We start from the raw sequence: 17,582 nt of genomic DNA, 5'->3' as shown, positions 1-17,582 counted from the left end.
TGACGATTGTGCTGCGATTAATGAAAGAACAGGCATAATTACGCCGTCCTGACAGATATCCTTAATTCCTTCAATTTCTGCCTGTCAGAGGCGACTACACTCTGTCGTTTGCAGGCTCCCCCTTTGATGCCTGCGCCTGGGACTACGTCACTGCTGGAGAGCATCAACAATCATGAGCACCCGACATCCTGTTATGAAAAAAACCCTGATCGTGCTGGCCCTGATCGCCGTGGCCGCTGGCGGCTATTACGTCTGGCAGCGCCCCGCTGAGCCGCAGAGCAGCCAGAGTGGCTCGCCAGCCCCACGCGGTAAGGGTGGCGATGACGGCGCACGCCGTTCGCTGGCACCGGTTCAGGCCGCTACAGCGACCCGCCAGAGCGTGCCGCAATATCTGAGCGGTCTCGGCACCGTCACCGCCGCCAATACCGCCACGGTGCGCAGCCGGGTGAATGGCGATCTGCTGGCGATTCATTTTACCGAAGGTCAGCAGGTCAAAGCGGGCGAGTTGCTGGCGGAAGTCGATCCGCGGCCTTATCAGGTAGCCCTCACCCAGGCACAGGGCCAGCTGGCGAAAGATCAGGCGACGCTGGCTAACGCCCGCCGGGACCTGGCACGCTATGAAAAGCTGGCGAAAACATCGCTGGTGTCGCAACAGGATCTGGATACCCAGCGCTCACTGGTCAGCGAAACGCTCGGCACGCTGAAAGCCGATGAGGGCAGTGTCGCCAGTGCGCAGCTTAACCTCACCTACAGTCGGATCACCGCACCCATTGCCGGCCGGGTGGGTCTGAAACAGGTGGATGTCGGCAACTACGTGACCAGCGGCGACACCAACGGCATTGTGATCATCACCCAGACGCAGCCGATCGATGTGGTCTTTACCCTGGCAGAAAACAGCATCACGCCGATTCTGAAAGCGCAGAAAAGCGGTGAGCCACTGCTGGTGGAAGCCTGGGATCGCAGTAACCAGAATCTGATTGCCAGCGGTAAGCTGCTGAGCCTGGACAACCAGATTGATGTCACCACCGGCACCATCAAAATCAAAGCGCGTTTTGACAATCAGGATGACACGCTTTTCCCCAACCAGTTCGTCAATGTGCGTCTCAAGGTCAACACCCTGCAGGATGCGATTGTGATCCCGCCTGCCGCGCTGCAGATGGGCAACGAGGGCCACTTTGTCTGGGTGGTCAACAGCGACAACAAGGTCAGTAAGAAAAGCGTGATGGCCGGGCTGCAGGACAGCCAGAAGGTGGTGGTCAGCGCCGGTCTGGAAGCGGGTGAGCGTGTCGTCACCGACGGTCTGGATCGCCTGACTGAAGGTGCGAAAGTCGAGGTCGTGACCGCCCAGAGCAGTGCACCGGGCAGCAGCCGGGCCACCCTGCCGTCAAAAGGAGAGCGTGAGTAATGCAGGTCATGCCTCCCGATCACAGTGGCGGGCCGTCACGGCAGTTTATTCTGCGTCCGGTCGCCACCACGCTGTTGATGATTGCGATTTTACTGGCCGGGGTGCTGGGTTATCGCTTCCTGCCGGTGTCGGCCCTGCCAGAAGTAGACTATCCGACCATCCAGGTGGTCACGCTCTATCCGGGCGCCAGCCCGGATGTGGTCACCTCTTCCATTACCGCCCCGCTGGAGCGCCAGTTTGGCCAGATGTCCGGCCTGAAACAGATGGCGTCGCAAAGCGCGGGGGGCGCCTCGGTTGTGACCCTGCAGTTCCAGCTGTCGCTGCCGCTGGATGTGGCTGAGCAGGAGGTGCAGGCCGCCATTAACTCCGCCACCAACCTGCTGCCCAACGATCTGCCCAATCCACCGGTCTACAGCAAAGTGAACCCGGCCGATCCGCCGATCATGACGCTGGCGGTCACCACCAGCAGCATGCCGCTGACGCAGGTTCAGGACATGGTGGAAACGCGGGTGGCGCAGAAGATTTCTCAGGTCAGCGGCGTCGGCCTCGTCACCCTGTCGGGCGGTCAGCGTCCGGCCGTGCGGGTAAAAATGAATGCCCAGGCGCTGGCGGCGCTGGGTCTGACCAGCGAAAGCGTGCGCACCGCGATCAGCAATGCCAACGTCAACTCCGCCAAAGGGAGCCTGGATGGCCCGACCCGCTCGGTCACCCTGTCAGCCAATGACCAGATGAAATCTGCCGAGGATTACCGCCAGCTGATTATCAGCTACAAAAATGGCGCACCGGTGCGGCTTGGCGACGTAGCGACCATCGAACAGGGCGCGGAAAACAGCTGGCTGGGTGCGTGGGCCAACCGCGATGCGGCGATTGTGCTCAACGTTCAGCGTCAGCCCGGAGCCAATATCATCGCCACCGCCGACAGCATTCGCGCCATGCTGCCTGCGCTGACGGCGACGCTGCCAAAATCGGTGGAGGTGAAACTGCTCACCGACCGCACCACCAATATCCGCGCGTCGGTCAGTGACACACAGCATGAGCTGATGCTGGCGATGGCGCTGGTGGTGATGATTATCTACCTCTTTCTGCGCAATGTGCCGGCCACCCTGATCCCGGCAGTCGCCGTGCCGCTGTCGCTGATCGGCACCTTTGCCGCGATGTATTTCCTCGGTTTTTCGATCAACAACCTCACGCTGATGGCGCTGACCATCGCCACCGGCTTTGTGGTCGACGATGCCATCGTGGTGATTGAGAACATCTCACGCTATATCGAGAAAGGAGAAAAGCCGCTCACCGCTGCGCTGAAAGGGGCTGGCGAGATCGGCTTCACCATCATCTCCCTCACCTTCTCGCTGATTGCGGTGCTTATCCCGCTGCTGTTTATGGGGGATGTGATTGGCCGCCTGTTCCGCGAATTTGCCGTGACGCTGGCGGTGGCGATTCTGATTTCTGCCGTGGTCTCGCTGACGCTGACGCCGATGATGTGCGCCAGAATGCTCAGCGCAGAGTCGCTGCGCAAACAGAACCGTTTCTCCCGGGCCAGTGAAGCGATGTTTGACCGCATCGTGGCCGTTTACGGTCGCGGCCTGAGCCGGGTGCTGAATCACCCCTGGCTGACGCTGTCGGTGGCGCTGGGAACGCTGGTACTGACCCTGGTGCTCTGGATGATCATCCCCAAAGGCTTCTTCCCGCAGCAGGACAACAGCATTATTCAGGGTACGCTGCAGGCTCCCCAGTCCGTTTCCTACGCCAGCATGGCGCAGCGAACCCGCGACGTCGCCTCGGTCATCATGAAAGATCCGGCGGTGCAGAGCCTGACCTCCTTTGTCGGCGTGGATGGCACCAACGCCTCGCTGAACAGCGCGCGGCTGCAGATCAACCTGAAACCGCTGGATGAGCGTGACGACCGCATTCCTGAAATCGAGCAGCGCCTGCAACAGCAGGTCAGTCAGCTGCCGGGCGTCCAGCTGTGGCTGCAGGCGGTGCAGGATCTCACTATCGATACGCAGGCGAGCCGCACCCCCTATCAGTTCACGCTGCAGTCGGGTTCCCTGTCGTCGCTCAGCACCTGGGTGCCCGCCCTGCTGACCCAGCTCAGAACCCTGCCGCAGCTGCGCGATGTCAGCAGCGACTGGCAGGATCAGGGGCTGGAAGCCTACGTCAATGTCGATCGCGACAGCGCCAGCCGCCTCGGCATCAGCATGGCGGATGTCGATAATGCGCTCTATAACGCCTTCGGCCAGCGGCTGATCTCCACCATCTACACCCAGGCCAATCAGTATCGCGTGGTGCTGGAGCAGGACAATCACGCCACGCCGGGTCTGCAGAGCCTGGACGCGATTCGCCTGAACAGCACCGACGGCGGCAGCGTGCCGCTGAGCGCCATCGCCCGCATCGAACAGCGCCATGCGCCCCTCAGCATCAGCCATCTCGACCAGTTTCCTTCGGCGACCTTCTCCTTCAACGTCGCTGACGGCTACTCGCTGGAAGATGCGGTGAAAGCGGTGTCGCAGGCTGAAGCGGAGCTGGGGATGCCGGCGGAGATGATGACCCAGTTCCAGGGCAGCACCCTGGCGTTCGAAGCGGCGCTGAGCAGCACCGTCTGGCTGATTGTGGCGGCGATTGTCGCGATGTATATCGTGCTGGGCGTGCTCTATGAGAGCTTTATCCACCCCATCACCATCCTCTCCACCTTGCCCACGGCCGGTGTCGGCGCGCTGCTGGCACTGATGCTCAGCGGTAACGAGCTGGATATTGTGGCGATCATCGGCATCATCCTGCTGATCGGTATTGTGAAAAAGAATGCCATCATGATGATCGACTTTGCGCTGGCGGCCGAACGTGAACAGGGGATGAAACCCTATGACGCCATCTATCAGGCCTCACTGCTGCGCTTCCGTCCGATTCTGATGACCACGCTGGCGGCCCTGCTGGGTGCGCTGCCGCTGATGCTCAGCACCGGCGTCGGCGCGGAACTGCGTCATCCGCTGGGGATTGCGATGGTCGGCGGCCTGATTCTGAGTCAGGTGCTGACGCTGTTCACCACGCCGGTGATCTACCTGCTGTTTGATCGCCTGGCGCACGCCACCCGCCGCCGCTTCGGCCGCACGGAGGCCGCAGAGTGAAGTTCTTTGCCCTGTTTATTCACCGGCCCGTCGCTACCACCCTGCTGACGCTGGCCATCGCGCTGGCCGGAATTCTGGGGTTCCGGCTGCTGCCGGTTGCCCCGCTGCCGCAGGTCGATTTTCCGGTGATCGTCATCTCCGGCTCGCTGCCGGGGGCCTCACCCGAGATTATGGCGTCGTCGGTCGCCACGCCGCTGGAGCGGTCGCTGGGACGTATCGCGGGCGTCAGTGAAATGACCTCGATGAGCTCGCTGGGCAGTACCCGTATCATTCTGGTGTTCGATTTCGACCGCGACATCAACGGTGCCGCGCGCGACGTGCAGGCTGCGCTGAACGCGGCGCAAAGCCTGCTGCCGACCGGCATGCCCTCACGTCCGACTTACCGCAAAGTGAACCCCTCTGATGCGCCGATTATGATCATGACGCTGACCTCGGATACCTACAATCCGGGCCAGCTCTACGATTATGCCTCGACGCAGCTGGCGCAGAAGCTGTCGCAGATTCAGGGGGTCGGCGACGTTACCGTGGGGGGCAGTTCGCTGCCCGCCGTGCGCGTGGCGCTGAATCCGCAGGCGCTGTTTAATCAGGGTGTCTCGCTGGATGCGGTGCGTACCGCCATTTCCGACGCCAACCAGCGCCGCCCGCAGGGCGCAGTGGATGATTCACAGCAGCGCTGGCAGTTGCGCACCAATGACGCGCTGCAGACCGCCCGCGAGTATCAGCCGCTGATCGTGCATTATAAAAACGGCGCGGCGGTGAAGCTGTCTGATGTGGCGACCGTGGAAGATTCGGTTCAGGACGTACGCAACGCCGGGATGTCACGCGGTAAACCGGCCGTGCTGTTACTGATCCGCAAAACCCCTGACGCGAACGTCATTGAGACGGTTGACCGCATCCGTGCTGAGATGCCGCTGCTGCATGAGGTGATCCCGGCCGCCATCGACCTGCAGATTGCCCAGGATCGCTCCCCTACCATCCGCGCCTCGCTGCATGAAGTGGAGCAGTCGCTGTTAATCGCCGTCGGGCTGGTGATTCTGGTGGTGTTCGTGTTCCTGCGCTCCGGGCGCGCCACGCTGATCCCCGCCATCGCCGTGCCGGTCTCGCTGATTGGCACCTTCGCGGCCATGTACCTGTGCGGCTTCAGCCTCAACAACCTGTCGCTGATGGCGCTGACCATAGCCACCGGCTTTGTGGTGGACGATGCGATCGTGGTGCTGGAGAACATCGCCCGCCATGTGGAAGCGGGTATGAAACCGCTGGCCGCCGCGCTGAAGGGCGTGCGCGAAGTGGGCTTTACCGTGCTGTCGATGAGCCTGTCGCTGATTGCGGTTTTCCTGCCGCTGCTGATGATCGGCGGGCTGATTGGCCGTTTCTTCTCTGAATTTGCCATTACCCTGTCGGTGGCGATCGCCATCTCGCTGGTTATTTCGATCACCCTGACGCCGATGATGTGCGCGTATCTGCTGAAGCCTCACGCGCCACGCAGCCAGCCGCGCCGGCGCGGTGCAGGTCGGCTGCTGATGGCGATTCAGCAGGGCTATGGCCGATCGTTAAGCGTGGTGCTGAATCATGCGCGCTGGGTGCTGCTGCTCTTTTTCGCCACGATTGCCCTGACCGGCTGGCTGTTTGTCTCTATCCCGAAAACCTTTATGCCGGAACAGGATACCGGGCGACTCGCCGGGTTTATCTCCGCGGACCAGAGCATCTCGTTTCAGGCGATGCGCAGTAAGCTGCAGGATTTCATGGAGATCGTCGGAGCCGACCCGGCGGTAGACAGCGTGGTGGGCTTTACCGGTGGCATGCGCACCAACAGCGGCTCCATGTTTATCTCCCTGAAACCGCTCTCTGAGCGGAAAGAGAACGCGCAGGCGGTTATCGCCCGGCTGCGCGACAAGCTGGCGAAAGAGCCGGGTGCCAGCCTCTATCTGAATGCGGTGCAGGATCTGCGCGTCGGCGGCCGGGAGTCGAACGCCGGATACCAGTATTCGCTGCTGTCGGACGATCTCAATGCGCTGCGCACCTGGGAGCCGAAAATCCGTCAGGCGTTCTCTGCCCTGCCGCAGCTGGCGGATGTGAACTCCGATCAGCAGGATAAAGGCAGCGAGATGGCGCTGACCTACGATCGAGAAAGCATGGCCCGTCTGGGCATCGATGTCTCCGAAGCCAATGCGCTGTTAAATAACGCCTTTGGTCAGCGGCAGATCTCCACCATCTACCAGCCGCTTAACCAGTACAAAGTGGTGATGGAGGTGGATCCGCGCTATACCCAGGATATCAGTGCCCTGTCACAGATGTTTGTGATAAACAGCGAAGGCAAAGCGATTCCGCTGTCGTGGTTCGCCCACTGGCAGCCCGCCAATGCCCCACTGTCGGTGAACCATGAAGGGCTGTCGGCTGCCTCGACCATCTCGTTCAATCTGCCGGAAGGGGTTTCGCTGTCACAGGCCTCTGACGCGATTGAGCGCACCATGACCGCGCTGGGCGTGCCTTCCAGCGTACGCGGCAGCTTTGCCGGCACGGCGCAGGTGTTTCAGCAGTCGCAAAGCAGCCAGCTGTGGCTGATGCTGGCGGCGATTGCCGCGGTCTATATCGTGCTGGGGATCCTCTATGAGAGCTATGTGCATCCGCTGACGATCCTTTCCACACTGCCTTCGGCGGGCGTGGGCGCGCTGCTGGCGCTGGAACTGTTTGATACCCCCTTCAGCCTGATTGCCCTGATTGGTATCCTGCTGCTGATCGGTATCGTGAAAAAGAACGCCATCATGATGGTCGATTTTGCGCTGGAAGCTGAGCGCAACGGCCAGCTCAGCGCACGGGATGCCATTTTCCAGGCGTGTCTGCTGCGCTTCCGGCCGATCATGATGACCACACTGGCGGCGCTGTTTGGCGCGCTGCCGCTGGTGTTATCCAGTGGCGACGGGGCGGAACTGCGTCAGCCGCTGGGGATTACCATTGCAGGGGGTCTGGTGATGAGTCAGTTACTGACGCTCTACACCACGCCGGTGATCTACCTGATGATGGATAAGCTGCGGCGCAGAAAGCGGTCGCGGTCAGCCGCACCGCAGACGTAACGCCTGAGACTGCGGCAGGCCACCGGGCAGATCGGCTGAATCGGGGGAAGGGATGAGTACGCAAAGCACGAACGTCCGCTGGCAGCTGTGGATTGCCGCCATCGGCTTTTTTATGCAGACGCTGGACACCACCATCGTGAATACAGCTATTCCGGCGATGGCGCACGATCTGGGCGTCAGTCCGCTGCACATGCATGCGGTGATCGTCTATTACGTCCTCACCGTGGCGGTGATGCTGCCGGTCAGCGGCTGGCTGGCGGATCGCTTTGGCGTGCGCAACATCTTCTTCAGCGCGATCCTGCTGTTCAGCCTGGGATCGCTGCTGTGTGCCCTCTCCGGCACGCTGGATCAGCTGGTGCTGGCGCGGGTGGTTCAGGGGATTGGTGGTGCCATGATGGTGCCGGTGGGGCGACTGACGGTGATGAAAATCGTTCCGCGTGAGCAGTATATGTCCGCCATGACCTTTGTCACCCTGCCCGGCCAGATTGGCCCGCTGCTGGGCCCGGCGCTGGGCGGGGTGCTGGTCGAATACGCCAGCTGGCACTGGATCTTCCTGATTAATATCCCGGTCGGCATCGCCGGCGCGATTGCCACCCTGATGCTGATGCCCAACTACAGCATGCAGACCCGCCGCTTCGATTTTGCCGGTTTTTTTCTGCTGGCCGCCGGTATGGCGACCCTGACGCTGGCGCTGGACGGTCAGCGCAGCAGCGGCGGCTCCGCCCTGCTGCTGGGTGCGATGATCCTTGCGGGCCTGTTCTCGCTGCTGTTCTACCTGATGCACGCGCGCGGCAATGATAACGCGCTGTTCAGCCTGAAGCTGTTTGATAACCGCCTCTACGCTATCGGCCTGCTGGGCAGTTTTACCGGCCGTATCGGCAGCGGCATGCTGCCCTTTATGACGCCCATCTTCCTGCAGCTCGGCATGGGCTACAGCCCGTTCCACGCCGGTCTGATGATGATTCCGATGGTGCTGGGCAACATGGGGATGAAGCGTATTGTGGTGCGCATCGTTAATCGCTATGGCTACCGCAACGTGCTGGTGATGTCGACCGTGGCGCTGGCGCTGGTGGTGCTGCTGTTTCCGCTGGTGGCGATCCTGGGCTGGGTCTGGCTGCTGCCGCTGGTGCTGTTTCTTCAGGGCATGGTCAATGCCATTCGCTTCTCCTCGATGAACACGCTGACGCTGAAAGAGCTGCCGGACACGCTGGCGTCGAGCGGAAACAGCCTGCTGTCAATGATTATGCAGCTGTCGATGAGTATTGGTGTCACCGTCGCCGGGCTGCTGCTGGGCGCCTTTGCTCAGGAGGGCGCAGCCAACAGCGCAGCAGATCATCAGATGTTTATTTACACCTACCTGTGCATGTCACTGATTATTATCCTGCCCGCGCTGATCTTCTGGCGCGTTCCGCCGCAGGTGAGCAGCAACGTCGATTTGCGACGCCGGAGAAAACAATGAGAGTTAACCTGCGCCTGGGTATCGGGGCCAAACTGTTTATGGCGATTTTCGCCACCTGCATGCTGGTACTGATTACCATGCACTGGGGAGTCCGCCTCAGCTTTGAGCATGGCTTCGTCGACTATATCAAGCGCGGCAATCAGCAGCGCCTGAGCCTGCTCGGCGATGCGCTGGCCGATCAGTATGAGCAGCACGGCAACTGGGATTTCCTGCGCCACAACGACCGTCTGGTGTTCACCATGCTGCGTTCGCTGGAGCAGAATCCGGGCAACAGTCAGCTGCCGCCGCATGGCTGGCGCACCCAGTTCTGGATCCTCGACCAGCAGTACAGGGTGCTGGTCGGGCCGCCCACGCCGGTGCCACCCGAGGGCACGCGACGCAATATCACCACCAGCAACGGTAAGGTGGTCGGCTGGGTTATCGGCTCACCGCCGGAGCGGCTGACGCGCAGCACAGACATTAACTTCGATCAGCAGCAGCGCCGCACCAGCTGGATTATCGTTGGCCTCTCGACGCTGCTGGCGGCGCTGGCCACCTGGCTGATGGCGCGCGGGCTGCTGGCCCCGGTCAAACGGCTGGTCGACGGCACCCATCATCTGGCCGCGGGCAACTTTGCCACCCGCGTCGAAGTCAGCAGCCGGGACGAACTGGGCCAGCTGGCCGGTGACTTTAACCTTCTCGCCAGCTCGCTGGAGAAAAACGAAAGCATGCGCCGCGCCTTTATGGCGGATATCTCCCATGAGTTACGCACGCCGCTGGCCATTCTGCGCGGTGAACTGGAAGCGATGCAGGATGGCGTGCGCAAACTGACGCCGGAAGCGATCGCTTCGCTGCAGAGTGAAGTGGTGGTGCTGACCAAGCTGGTGGATGACCTGCATCAGCTGTCGCTGTCGGATGAGGGCGCCCTGGCCTACCGCAAACAGGCGACCGACCTGGTGCAGCTGCTGGAAGTCACGGCGGGCAGCTTTGCCGAACGCTACCGCGCGCATGGCCTGACGTTAAAGCTGAACCTGCCCGATGATGCTCCCTTCTTCGGCGATCCCGATCGCCTGATACAGCTCTTCACCAACCTGCTGGAGAACAGCCTGCGCTACACCGACAGCGGTGGCCGGGTTGAGGTGACGCTGAAGTATCAGGCTCCGCACTGGCGGGTAGAGTTTGATGACAGCGCGCCGGGCGTGGATCGGGAACATCAGGCGCAGATTTTTGAACGTTTCTTCCGCACCGAAGGCTCCCGTAATCGTGCCAGCGGCGGATCGGGACTCGGCCTCGCCATCTGTAAGAACATTGCCGACGCGCACGGTGGCGATATCTCTGCGTCGCACTCTGATTTAGGTGGACTGAAAATCGCGCTACACTTGCGCTATGTTCCCCTTGCGTAGACGCTTATGAGCCTGGAAAACCACGACCCGCTGATTCTGGTGGTCGAAGATGAGCCCAAACTGGCGCAGCTGATGATCGACTATCTGCACGCCTCCAATTACCGCACCCATCACATCGCCGACGGCAACGGCGTGCTGGATTATGTGCGCCAGACCCCACCCGACCTGATGCTGCTGGACCTGATGCTGCCGGGCACCGATGGTTTAACGCTGTGCCGGGAAATCCGCCGTCATTCGGAACTGCCGATTATTATGGTCACCGCCCGCACCGAGGAGATCGATCGGCTGCTGGGGCTGGAGCTGGGTGCCGATGACTATATCTGCAAACCCTTCAGCCCGCGGGAAGTTGTCGCGCGGGTTAAGACCATTCTGCGCCGGGTAAAACGTTCGGCGGAAGAGCCGCAGAGCAGTTCACTGCTCAGAGTCGATGAGAGCCGCTTTTCGGCCAGCTGGCGTGATAAGCCGCTCGATTTAACCCCGGCCGAGTTTCGTCTGCTGAAAACCCTGTCGCTGGAACCGGGCAAGGTCTTTTCGCGCGAGCAACTGCTCAACCATCTCTATGATGATTACCGCGTGGTAACCGATCGCACCATCGACAGCCATATCAAGAATCTGCGGCGCAAGCTGGAGAATCTCGACAGCGAGCAACCCTTTATCCGGGCCGTCTACGGCATGGGCTATCGCTGGGAAGCGGATGCCTGTCATTTGATCTAGTTTGATCCCGATCAATTTACTTCCCTTTTCTCACTGCCTACAATTCCGCACCTTTTGCAGGGCTTCACGGCCCTGCCGCTGCCGCCTCTGGCGGCATACTGACCTGACATCAGTGAGAATCCCATGAAACCTGAACTACTCTCCCCCGCCGGGACGCTGAAAAACATGCGTTACGCCTTCGCCTATGGTGCCGATGCCGTTTATGCCGGTCAGCCGCGCTACAGCCTGCGGGTGCGTAATAATGAATTTACCCACGAAAATCTCGCGCTGGGCATCAACGAAGCGCACGCGCTGGGCAAAAAATTCTACGTGGTGGTCAACATCGCGCCGCACAACGCCAAGCTGAAAACCTTTATTCGTGACTTAACGCCGGTGGTGGCGATGCAGCCTGATGCGCTGATTATGTCCGATCCGGGTCTGATTATGCTGGTGCGTGAGGCCTTCCCGGCGATGCCGATCCACCTCTCGGTGCAGGCCAATGCGGTCAACTGGGCCACGGTGAAGTTCTGGCAGCAGATGGGGCTGAGCCGGGTGATTCTGTCGCGCGAGCTGTCGCTGGAGGAGATCGCCGAAATCCGTCAGCAGGTGCCAGAGATGGAGCTGGAAGTCTTTGTTCATGGTGCGCTCTGTATGGCCTATTCCGGCCGCTGCCTGCTCTCCGGCTATATGAATAAACGCGATCCGAACCAGGGCACCTGCACCAACGCCTGCCGCTGGGAATACAAAGTGGCGGAAGGCCAGCAGGATGAGGTGGGCAACATTGTCGGCATCCACCAGCCGGTGACGGTGCAGGAGGTGACGCCAGCGCTGGGCATCGGTCAGCCGACCGACAAGGTGTTCCTGCTGGAAGAGAAGATGAAACCTGGCGAAGTGATGAGCGCGTTCGAAGATGAGCACGGCACCTATATCATGAACTCGCGGGATCTGCGTGCGGTGGCACATGTGGAGCGGCTCAGCGAGATGGGCGTCCATTCGCTGAAGATTGAGGGGCGCACCAAGTCCTACTACTACTGCGCGCGCACCGCCCAGGTGTATCGCCGCGCGATTGACGATGCCGCCGCGGGAAAACCCTTTGATGCGTCTCTGCTGCTTACCCTTGAGGGTCTGGCACATCGCGGCTATACCGAAGGCTTTCTGCGTCGTCACACTCACGACAGCTATCAGAACTATGAGCAGGGCTTTTCCGTCTCCGATCGTCAGCAGTTTGTGGGCGAGTTTACCGGCGAACGCCGGGGCGAATGGGCCGAAGTGGCGGTAAAAAATAAGTTCATGCTGCACGACAGCGTGGAGATCATGACCCCCGACGGCAACCTGCAGTGCCAGCTCGATGCGCTGCAGGACAGCCGTGGCGAACCCACCGACATAGCACCCGGCGACGGTCATCGCGTCTGGCTGCGGGTGCCTGAGGCGGTGGATCTGCGCTTTGCGCTGCTGCTGCGTAACTTCGATCACGGCGAAGATACCAGGGCCCCTCACAATCGTTTACCAACGGAAACAAATTGATGAAATCAGAACAGGATCACAGACCCCTGCGCCGGGCTGCTTTATAGTCCCGCCTGCTGCTAACGAGTAACAACAAACGGCAGATTTACCAGGAACCACCTCATTTACCCGCCCGGCTCCCCCGTGCGGGTTTTCTTTTTTCATGCTTTCGCCAATAATCTGGTGCTGGAAGCTGTGTTATACCTTCCCCCTCCTACTCTGTAGATCATCAAGGAACGCACAATGGACAATAAACCGCTTACGCTGCTCATCCTGAATGGGAAAGGCGCCGGTAATGACGATCTGCGCGATGCTATCACGACCCTGCGGGAAGAAGGCTTTGAGATTGCGGTGCGCGTCACCTTTGAGAAAGGCGACGGCGATCGCTATGTCAAAGAGGCGATTACGCTGCGGGCTGCTACCGTGGTTGCCGGTGGCGGCGATGGCACCATCAACGAAGTTGCGACGGCGCTGGCGGCTTCGGAAGCGGAACATCGCCCGGTGCTGGGCATTCTGCCGCTGGGCACCGCCAACGACTTTGCCACCAGCGTCGGTATCCCGGAAGAGATGGAGCCGGCACTGCGGCTGGCGATTCAGGGCAAAGCGAGTGCCATCGATCTGGCCCGGGTCAACCAGAGTCACTACTTCATTAACATGGCGACTGGCGGCTTCGGCACCCGGATCACCACAGAAACCCCGGAAAAGCTGAAATCGGCGCTGGGGGGTGTCTCCTACTTTATTCACGGCCTGATGCGCATGGACACGCTGAAACCCGACACCTGTGAGATCAGCGGTCCCGATTTTGCCTGGCAGGGTGATGCGCTGGTGATCGGCATCGGAAACGGGCGTCAGGCAGGCGGCGGACAGCGACTGTGTCCCTCTGCCCTGATTGACGACGGGCGGCTTGATGTCAGCATCGTCACCGCGCAGGAGCTGCTGCCGACCCTGTTCCATTCCCTGACCGGCGATGATGACAATCCCGGCATCGTCACCACGCAGCTGGAATCACTGACGATCCGCTCGCCTCATGAGATGACCTTTAACCTGGATGGTGAACCGCTCTCCGGACGCGAATTTGTGATTGAGGTAATGGCAGGCGCGCTGAGCTGCCGTCTGCCTCCGCAGTGTGCCTTACTCTCCTGATGCTGAGGGGGCAGCGCCCCCTTTTTGTTTTTCCCTCCCCTCCTGATGTTACCTTTATTAACATACACCCCTGTTTTCACACGTTTTTTCTGGCGATAAAAACAGCATGTGACTGGCTTCACAACTCTGTCCTTTTAACTTGTATGGTAGTATTAATGCGCGTACGTTTTCATCATCGAAGGCTGACTCAAGGCAAACAGGATGAAGATTGTAAAAGCAGAAGTATTTGTAACCTGCGCAGGCAGAAACTTTGTCACCGTCAAAATCACCACCGATCAGGGTCTGACCGGCATTGGTGATGCAACCCTCAATGGCCGGGAACTGCCGGTCGCCTCCTACCTGAAAGATCACGTCTGCCCGCAGCTGATCGGCCGCGATGCGCATCAGATCGAAGACATCTGGCAATACTTCTACAAAGGGGCCTACTGGCGTCGTGGCCCGGTCACCATGTCTGCGATCTCGGCGGTCGATATGGCGCTGTGGGATATCAAAGGCAAAGCGGCCAACATGCCGGTTTATCAGCTGCTGGGCGGCGCCTCCCGCACGGGCGTGATGGTCTATTGCCACACCACCGGTCACTCCATCGATGAAGTGATGGATGACTACGCGAAGCACAAAGAGCTGGGCTTTAAGGCGATTCGCGCCCAGTGCGGCGTTCCGGGCATGAAGACCACCTACGGCATGGCGAAAGGGAAAGGTCTGGCCTATGAACCGGCGACCAAAGGTAACTGGCCGGAAGAGCAGCTCTGGTCAACGGAAAAATACCTCGATTTCACCCCGAAACTGTTCGCCGCGATCCGCGATAAGTTCGGTTTTGATGAGCATCTGCTGCATGACATGCATCATCGTCTGACGCCGATTGAAGCGGCGCGCTTTGGCAAAAGCGTGGAAGATTATCGTCTGTTCTGGATGGAAGATCCGACGCCGGCTGAGAATCAGGAATGCTTCCGCCTGATTCGCCAGCACACCGTCACACCGATTGCGGTGGGCGAAGTGTTCAACAGCATCTGGGATTGTAAGCAGCTGATTGAAGAGCAGCTGATCGACTATATCCGCACGACCATTACCCACGCGGGCGGCATTACCGGCATGCGGCGCATCGCTGATTTTGCGTCGCTCTATCAGGTGCGCACCGGCTCACACGGCCCCTCTGACCTCTCCCCGATCTGCATGGCCGCAGCGCTGCACTTCGACCTCTGGGTGCCCAATTTCGGCGTGCAGGAGTATATGGGCTTCTCTGAGCAGATGATGGAGCTGTTTGACGCCAGCTGGAGCTTTGACCAGGGCTATATGCATCCTGGCGACAAGCCGGGCCTCGGCATCGACTTCAACGAAAAACTGGCGGCGAAATATCCCTATGAACCCGCCTATCTGCCGGTCGCCCGTCTTGAAGATGGCACCCTCTGGAACTGGTAAGGAGACCGTTATGAAAAGCGTTGTAATTGAAGAACCGGGCAGGCTGGTCGTCGCTGAACGTCCCCTGCCACAGCCTGCGCCAGGGGAAGTCCGGGTGAAGGTGGCCTATGCCAGCATCTGCGGCTCTGATGTGCATATCTGGCATGGCCATAATCCCTTTGCGAAATATCCACGGGTGATTGGTCACGAATTTTTCGGCGTGATCGATGCGGTCGGTGACGGTGTCGATACTGGCCGACTGGGTGAACGTGTTGCCGTCGACCCGGTCGTAAGCTGCGGCAGCTGCTATCCCTGCTCGGTGGGCCGCCCCAACGTCTGCACCACGCTACAGGTGACGGGCGTGCATCGTGATGGCGGCTTCAGTGACTATGCGCTGACACCAGCAAAAAATGCCTGGCGTCTGCCGGATACCATTCCCGATCAGCTCGCCAGTCTGGTCGAGCCGTTTACCATTGCGGCCAATATCACGGCCTTTCTCAGGCCGCAGCCGGACGACGTGGCACTGATTTATGGTGCTGGCCCGATGGGGCTGACCGCGATTCAGGTGCTGAAAGGCGTCTATAAGGTGAAAAAGGTGATGGTGGTGGATCGGCTGCCGGAACGTCTGGCGCTGGCTGAACAGAGCGGGGCCGACCAGCTGTTCGACAACAGCGAAATCCCGCTGGCAGCGCAGCTGGAGGGCGTGCAGCCCACGCTGATTATTGATGCGGCCTGCCATCCCGCCATTCTGGCGGAAGCCGTCGCGCTCGCCTCACCGGCGGCGCGTATCGGCCTGCTCGGCTTCTCCGGTGAACCCTGCAGCCTGACTCAGCAGAGCCTGACCAGTAAAGAGCTGTCGCTTTTTACCTCACGTCTGAACAGCAACCGCTTTCCGCAGGTGATCGACTGGATAGAAAAAGGGTTAATCCAGCCAGAAAAACTGGTTACACACACTTTCCCCCTGCAGGAGATTGAGCGCGCGATGACCCTGTTCGAAAAAGATCCGCGCACCTGCTGCAAAGTGATCCTGCAGATGGGGTAGTCACTCGCTGAACACCAGGTGTCCTGAGCCAGCGGTCGCGCTGGCTCAATTAAAAAGAGAAAACAGATCACGGAGTTTTTATGTTCAAGAATCTGCGCTGGACCCTCGTTTTATTGTTGTTCCTTGTTTACATGATCAATTACCTCGATCGTGTCGCGCTCTCTCTCACTGTACCGCTGGTTGAAAAAGATCTGGCGATCAATGCAGAGCAGTTCGGCATGATTTTCGGCAGCTTTTTCTTTGGCTACGCCCTGTTCAACTTTGTCGGCGGCCTCGCCACCGACCGCTTTGGCCCTAAGATCGTGCTGGCCGTAGCGGTGGCCGCGTGGTCCATCTTCTGCGGTATGACCGCGCTGGCCACCGGCTTCTGGTCGCTGCTGATCCTGCGCGTGCTGTTCGGCATGGCAGAAGGCCCCATCTGCTCCTCGGCTAACAAAGCGATTAACGGCTGGTTCCCGAAAAAACAGGCCGCAACGGCCATGGGCTTACTGAGTGCCGGGTCGCCGCTGGGCGGTGCCGTCGCCGGTCCGATTATTGGCTATCTGGCCCTGGCTTACGGCTGGCGTCCGGCGTTTGTGATTGTCTGCTGCATCGGGCTGGTCTGGATGACATTCTGGCTCTTCTTCGCGGCGGACAATCCGGCGAAGAGCAAGCGCGTCACTGAAGAAGAGCGGCTACTGATCGAACGCCTCAAGGCGACCAGCCCGAACGATGAGGTTGACCTGTCAGAAACGGCTCATCCGTTTGGTTACTACCTGCGCCAGCCGATTATCCTGGTCACGGCGTTTGCCTTCTTCTGCTACAACTACATCCTGTTCTTCTTCCTGAGCTGGTTCCCGGCCTATCTGGTGCAGGCACACGGCCTGGATATTAAATCGATGAGTATCACCACCATGATCCCGTGGATCGTCGGTTTCGTCGGCCTGGCGCTGGGCGGCTGGATCTCCGATAAAATCTTTAACATCACCGGCAAGCTGTTGTTGTCACGCAAAATTGTGCTGGTGGTCTCACTGCTGGCCGCGGCAATTTGCGTGGCGCTGGCGGGTACGATAAAAGAGGTCGTGCCTGCCGTGATTATGATGTCGGTATCGATTTTCTTTCTCTACATCACCGGCGCGATCTACTGGGCCATCATTCAGGATGTGGTACATAAGAGTCGCATCGGCAGCATCAGCGGCTTCATACATCTGACAGGCAGCCTCTCCGGCATCATCGGGCCGATTGTCACCGGCTTTATTGTTCAGCACACCGGCAAATTCGACAGCGCCTTCGTGCTGGCCGGTTGTGTCGCCGCGCTGGGCGCCTTCCTGGTCTTGTTTGTGATTCGCAGTCCGAAAACCCAGGACAAACCGGTTTCGGTCTGAGTG

Annotated in this window: 11 protein-coding genes; all 11 read left to right on the top strand. The window is 59.9% G+C overall.

What is annotated here, in order from left to right; all coding sequences use genetic code 11:
- Window positions 1–172 precede the first annotated feature (172 nt).
- On the top strand, window positions 173–1,405 hold the full coding sequence (locus HFD92_RS08955; protein WP_058956690.1) for an MdtA/MuxA family multidrug efflux RND transporter periplasmic adaptor subunit: 1,233 nt from the start codon (window positions 173–175) through the stop codon (window positions 1,403–1,405).
- Complete coding sequence (locus HFD92_RS08950; protein WP_167428792.1) at window positions 1,405–4,527, top strand: MdtB/MuxB family multidrug efflux RND transporter permease subunit; 3,123 nt, start codon at window positions 1,405–1,407, stop codon at window positions 4,525–4,527. Before HFD92_RS08955 ends, HFD92_RS08950 begins: the two co-directional genes overlap by 1 nt.
- Entirely contained in the window at window positions 4,524–7,598 is a 3,075-nt protein-coding gene (gene mdtC, locus HFD92_RS08945; RefSeq protein WP_046102203.1) for a multidrug efflux RND transporter permease subunit MdtC, read from the top strand. Before HFD92_RS08950 ends, mdtC begins: the two co-directional genes overlap by 4 nt.
- 52 nt (window positions 7,599–7,650) lie before the next feature.
- Entirely contained in the window at window positions 7,651–9,057 is a 1,407-nt protein-coding gene (gene mdtD, locus HFD92_RS08940; RefSeq protein ID WP_167428791.1) for a multidrug transporter subunit MdtD, read from the top strand.
- Complete coding sequence (gene baeS, locus HFD92_RS08935; RefSeq protein ID WP_111209087.1) at window positions 9,054–10,439, top strand: two-component system sensor histidine kinase BaeS; 1,386 nt, start codon at window positions 9,054–9,056, stop codon at window positions 10,437–10,439. The genes mdtD and baeS overlap by 4 nt, the downstream gene beginning before the upstream one ends.
- Before the next feature lie 6 nt (window positions 10,440–10,445).
- The gene (gene baeR / locus HFD92_RS08930) at window positions 10,446–11,153 is read left to right on the top strand and encodes a two-component system response regulator BaeR (protein WP_009089220.1); all 708 of its coding nucleotides are present in this window, start codon (window positions 10,446–10,448) and stop codon (window positions 11,151–11,153) included.
- 123 nt (window positions 11,154–11,276) lie between these two features.
- Window positions 11,277–12,656: a tRNA 5-hydroxyuridine modification protein YegQ gene (gene yegQ / locus HFD92_RS08925; RefSeq protein WP_167428790.1), complete on the top strand. Its 1,380-nt coding sequence runs from the start codon at window positions 11,277–11,279 to the stop codon at window positions 12,654–12,656.
- A 222-nt stretch (window positions 12,657–12,878) separates the two neighbouring features.
- The gene (yegS, locus tag HFD92_RS08920; protein ID WP_046102207.1) at window positions 12,879–13,778 is read left to right on the top strand and encodes a lipid kinase YegS; all 900 of its coding nucleotides are present in this window, start codon (window positions 12,879–12,881) and stop codon (window positions 13,776–13,778) included.
- Between the two features lie 201 nt (window positions 13,779–13,979).
- Complete coding sequence (manD, locus tag HFD92_RS08915; RefSeq protein WP_154927630.1) at window positions 13,980–15,194, top strand: D-mannonate dehydratase ManD; 1,215 nt, start codon at window positions 13,980–13,982, stop codon at window positions 15,192–15,194.
- A 10-nt stretch (window positions 15,195–15,204) separates the two neighbouring features.
- Entirely contained in the window at window positions 15,205–16,215 is a 1,011-nt protein-coding gene (locus tag HFD92_RS08910; protein ID WP_167428789.1) for a Zn-dependent oxidoreductase, read from the top strand.
- Window positions 16,216–16,295: 80 nt separating this feature from the next.
- Window positions 16,296–17,579, top strand: a complete 1,284-nt coding sequence (locus tag HFD92_RS08905; protein ID WP_058956697.1) for an MFS transporter — start codon at window positions 16,296–16,298, stop codon at window positions 17,577–17,579.
- Window positions 17,580–17,582 lie beyond the last annotated feature (3 nt).

It is taken from the genome of Pantoea sp. EKM101V (genome assembly GCF_011800325.1).
GTDB lineage: Bacteria > Pseudomonadota > Gammaproteobacteria > Enterobacterales > Enterobacteriaceae > Pantoea > Pantoea anthophila.
Note: the sequence above shows the minus strand (reverse complement) of the source record. Positions and strands in the feature narration are given on the sequence as shown.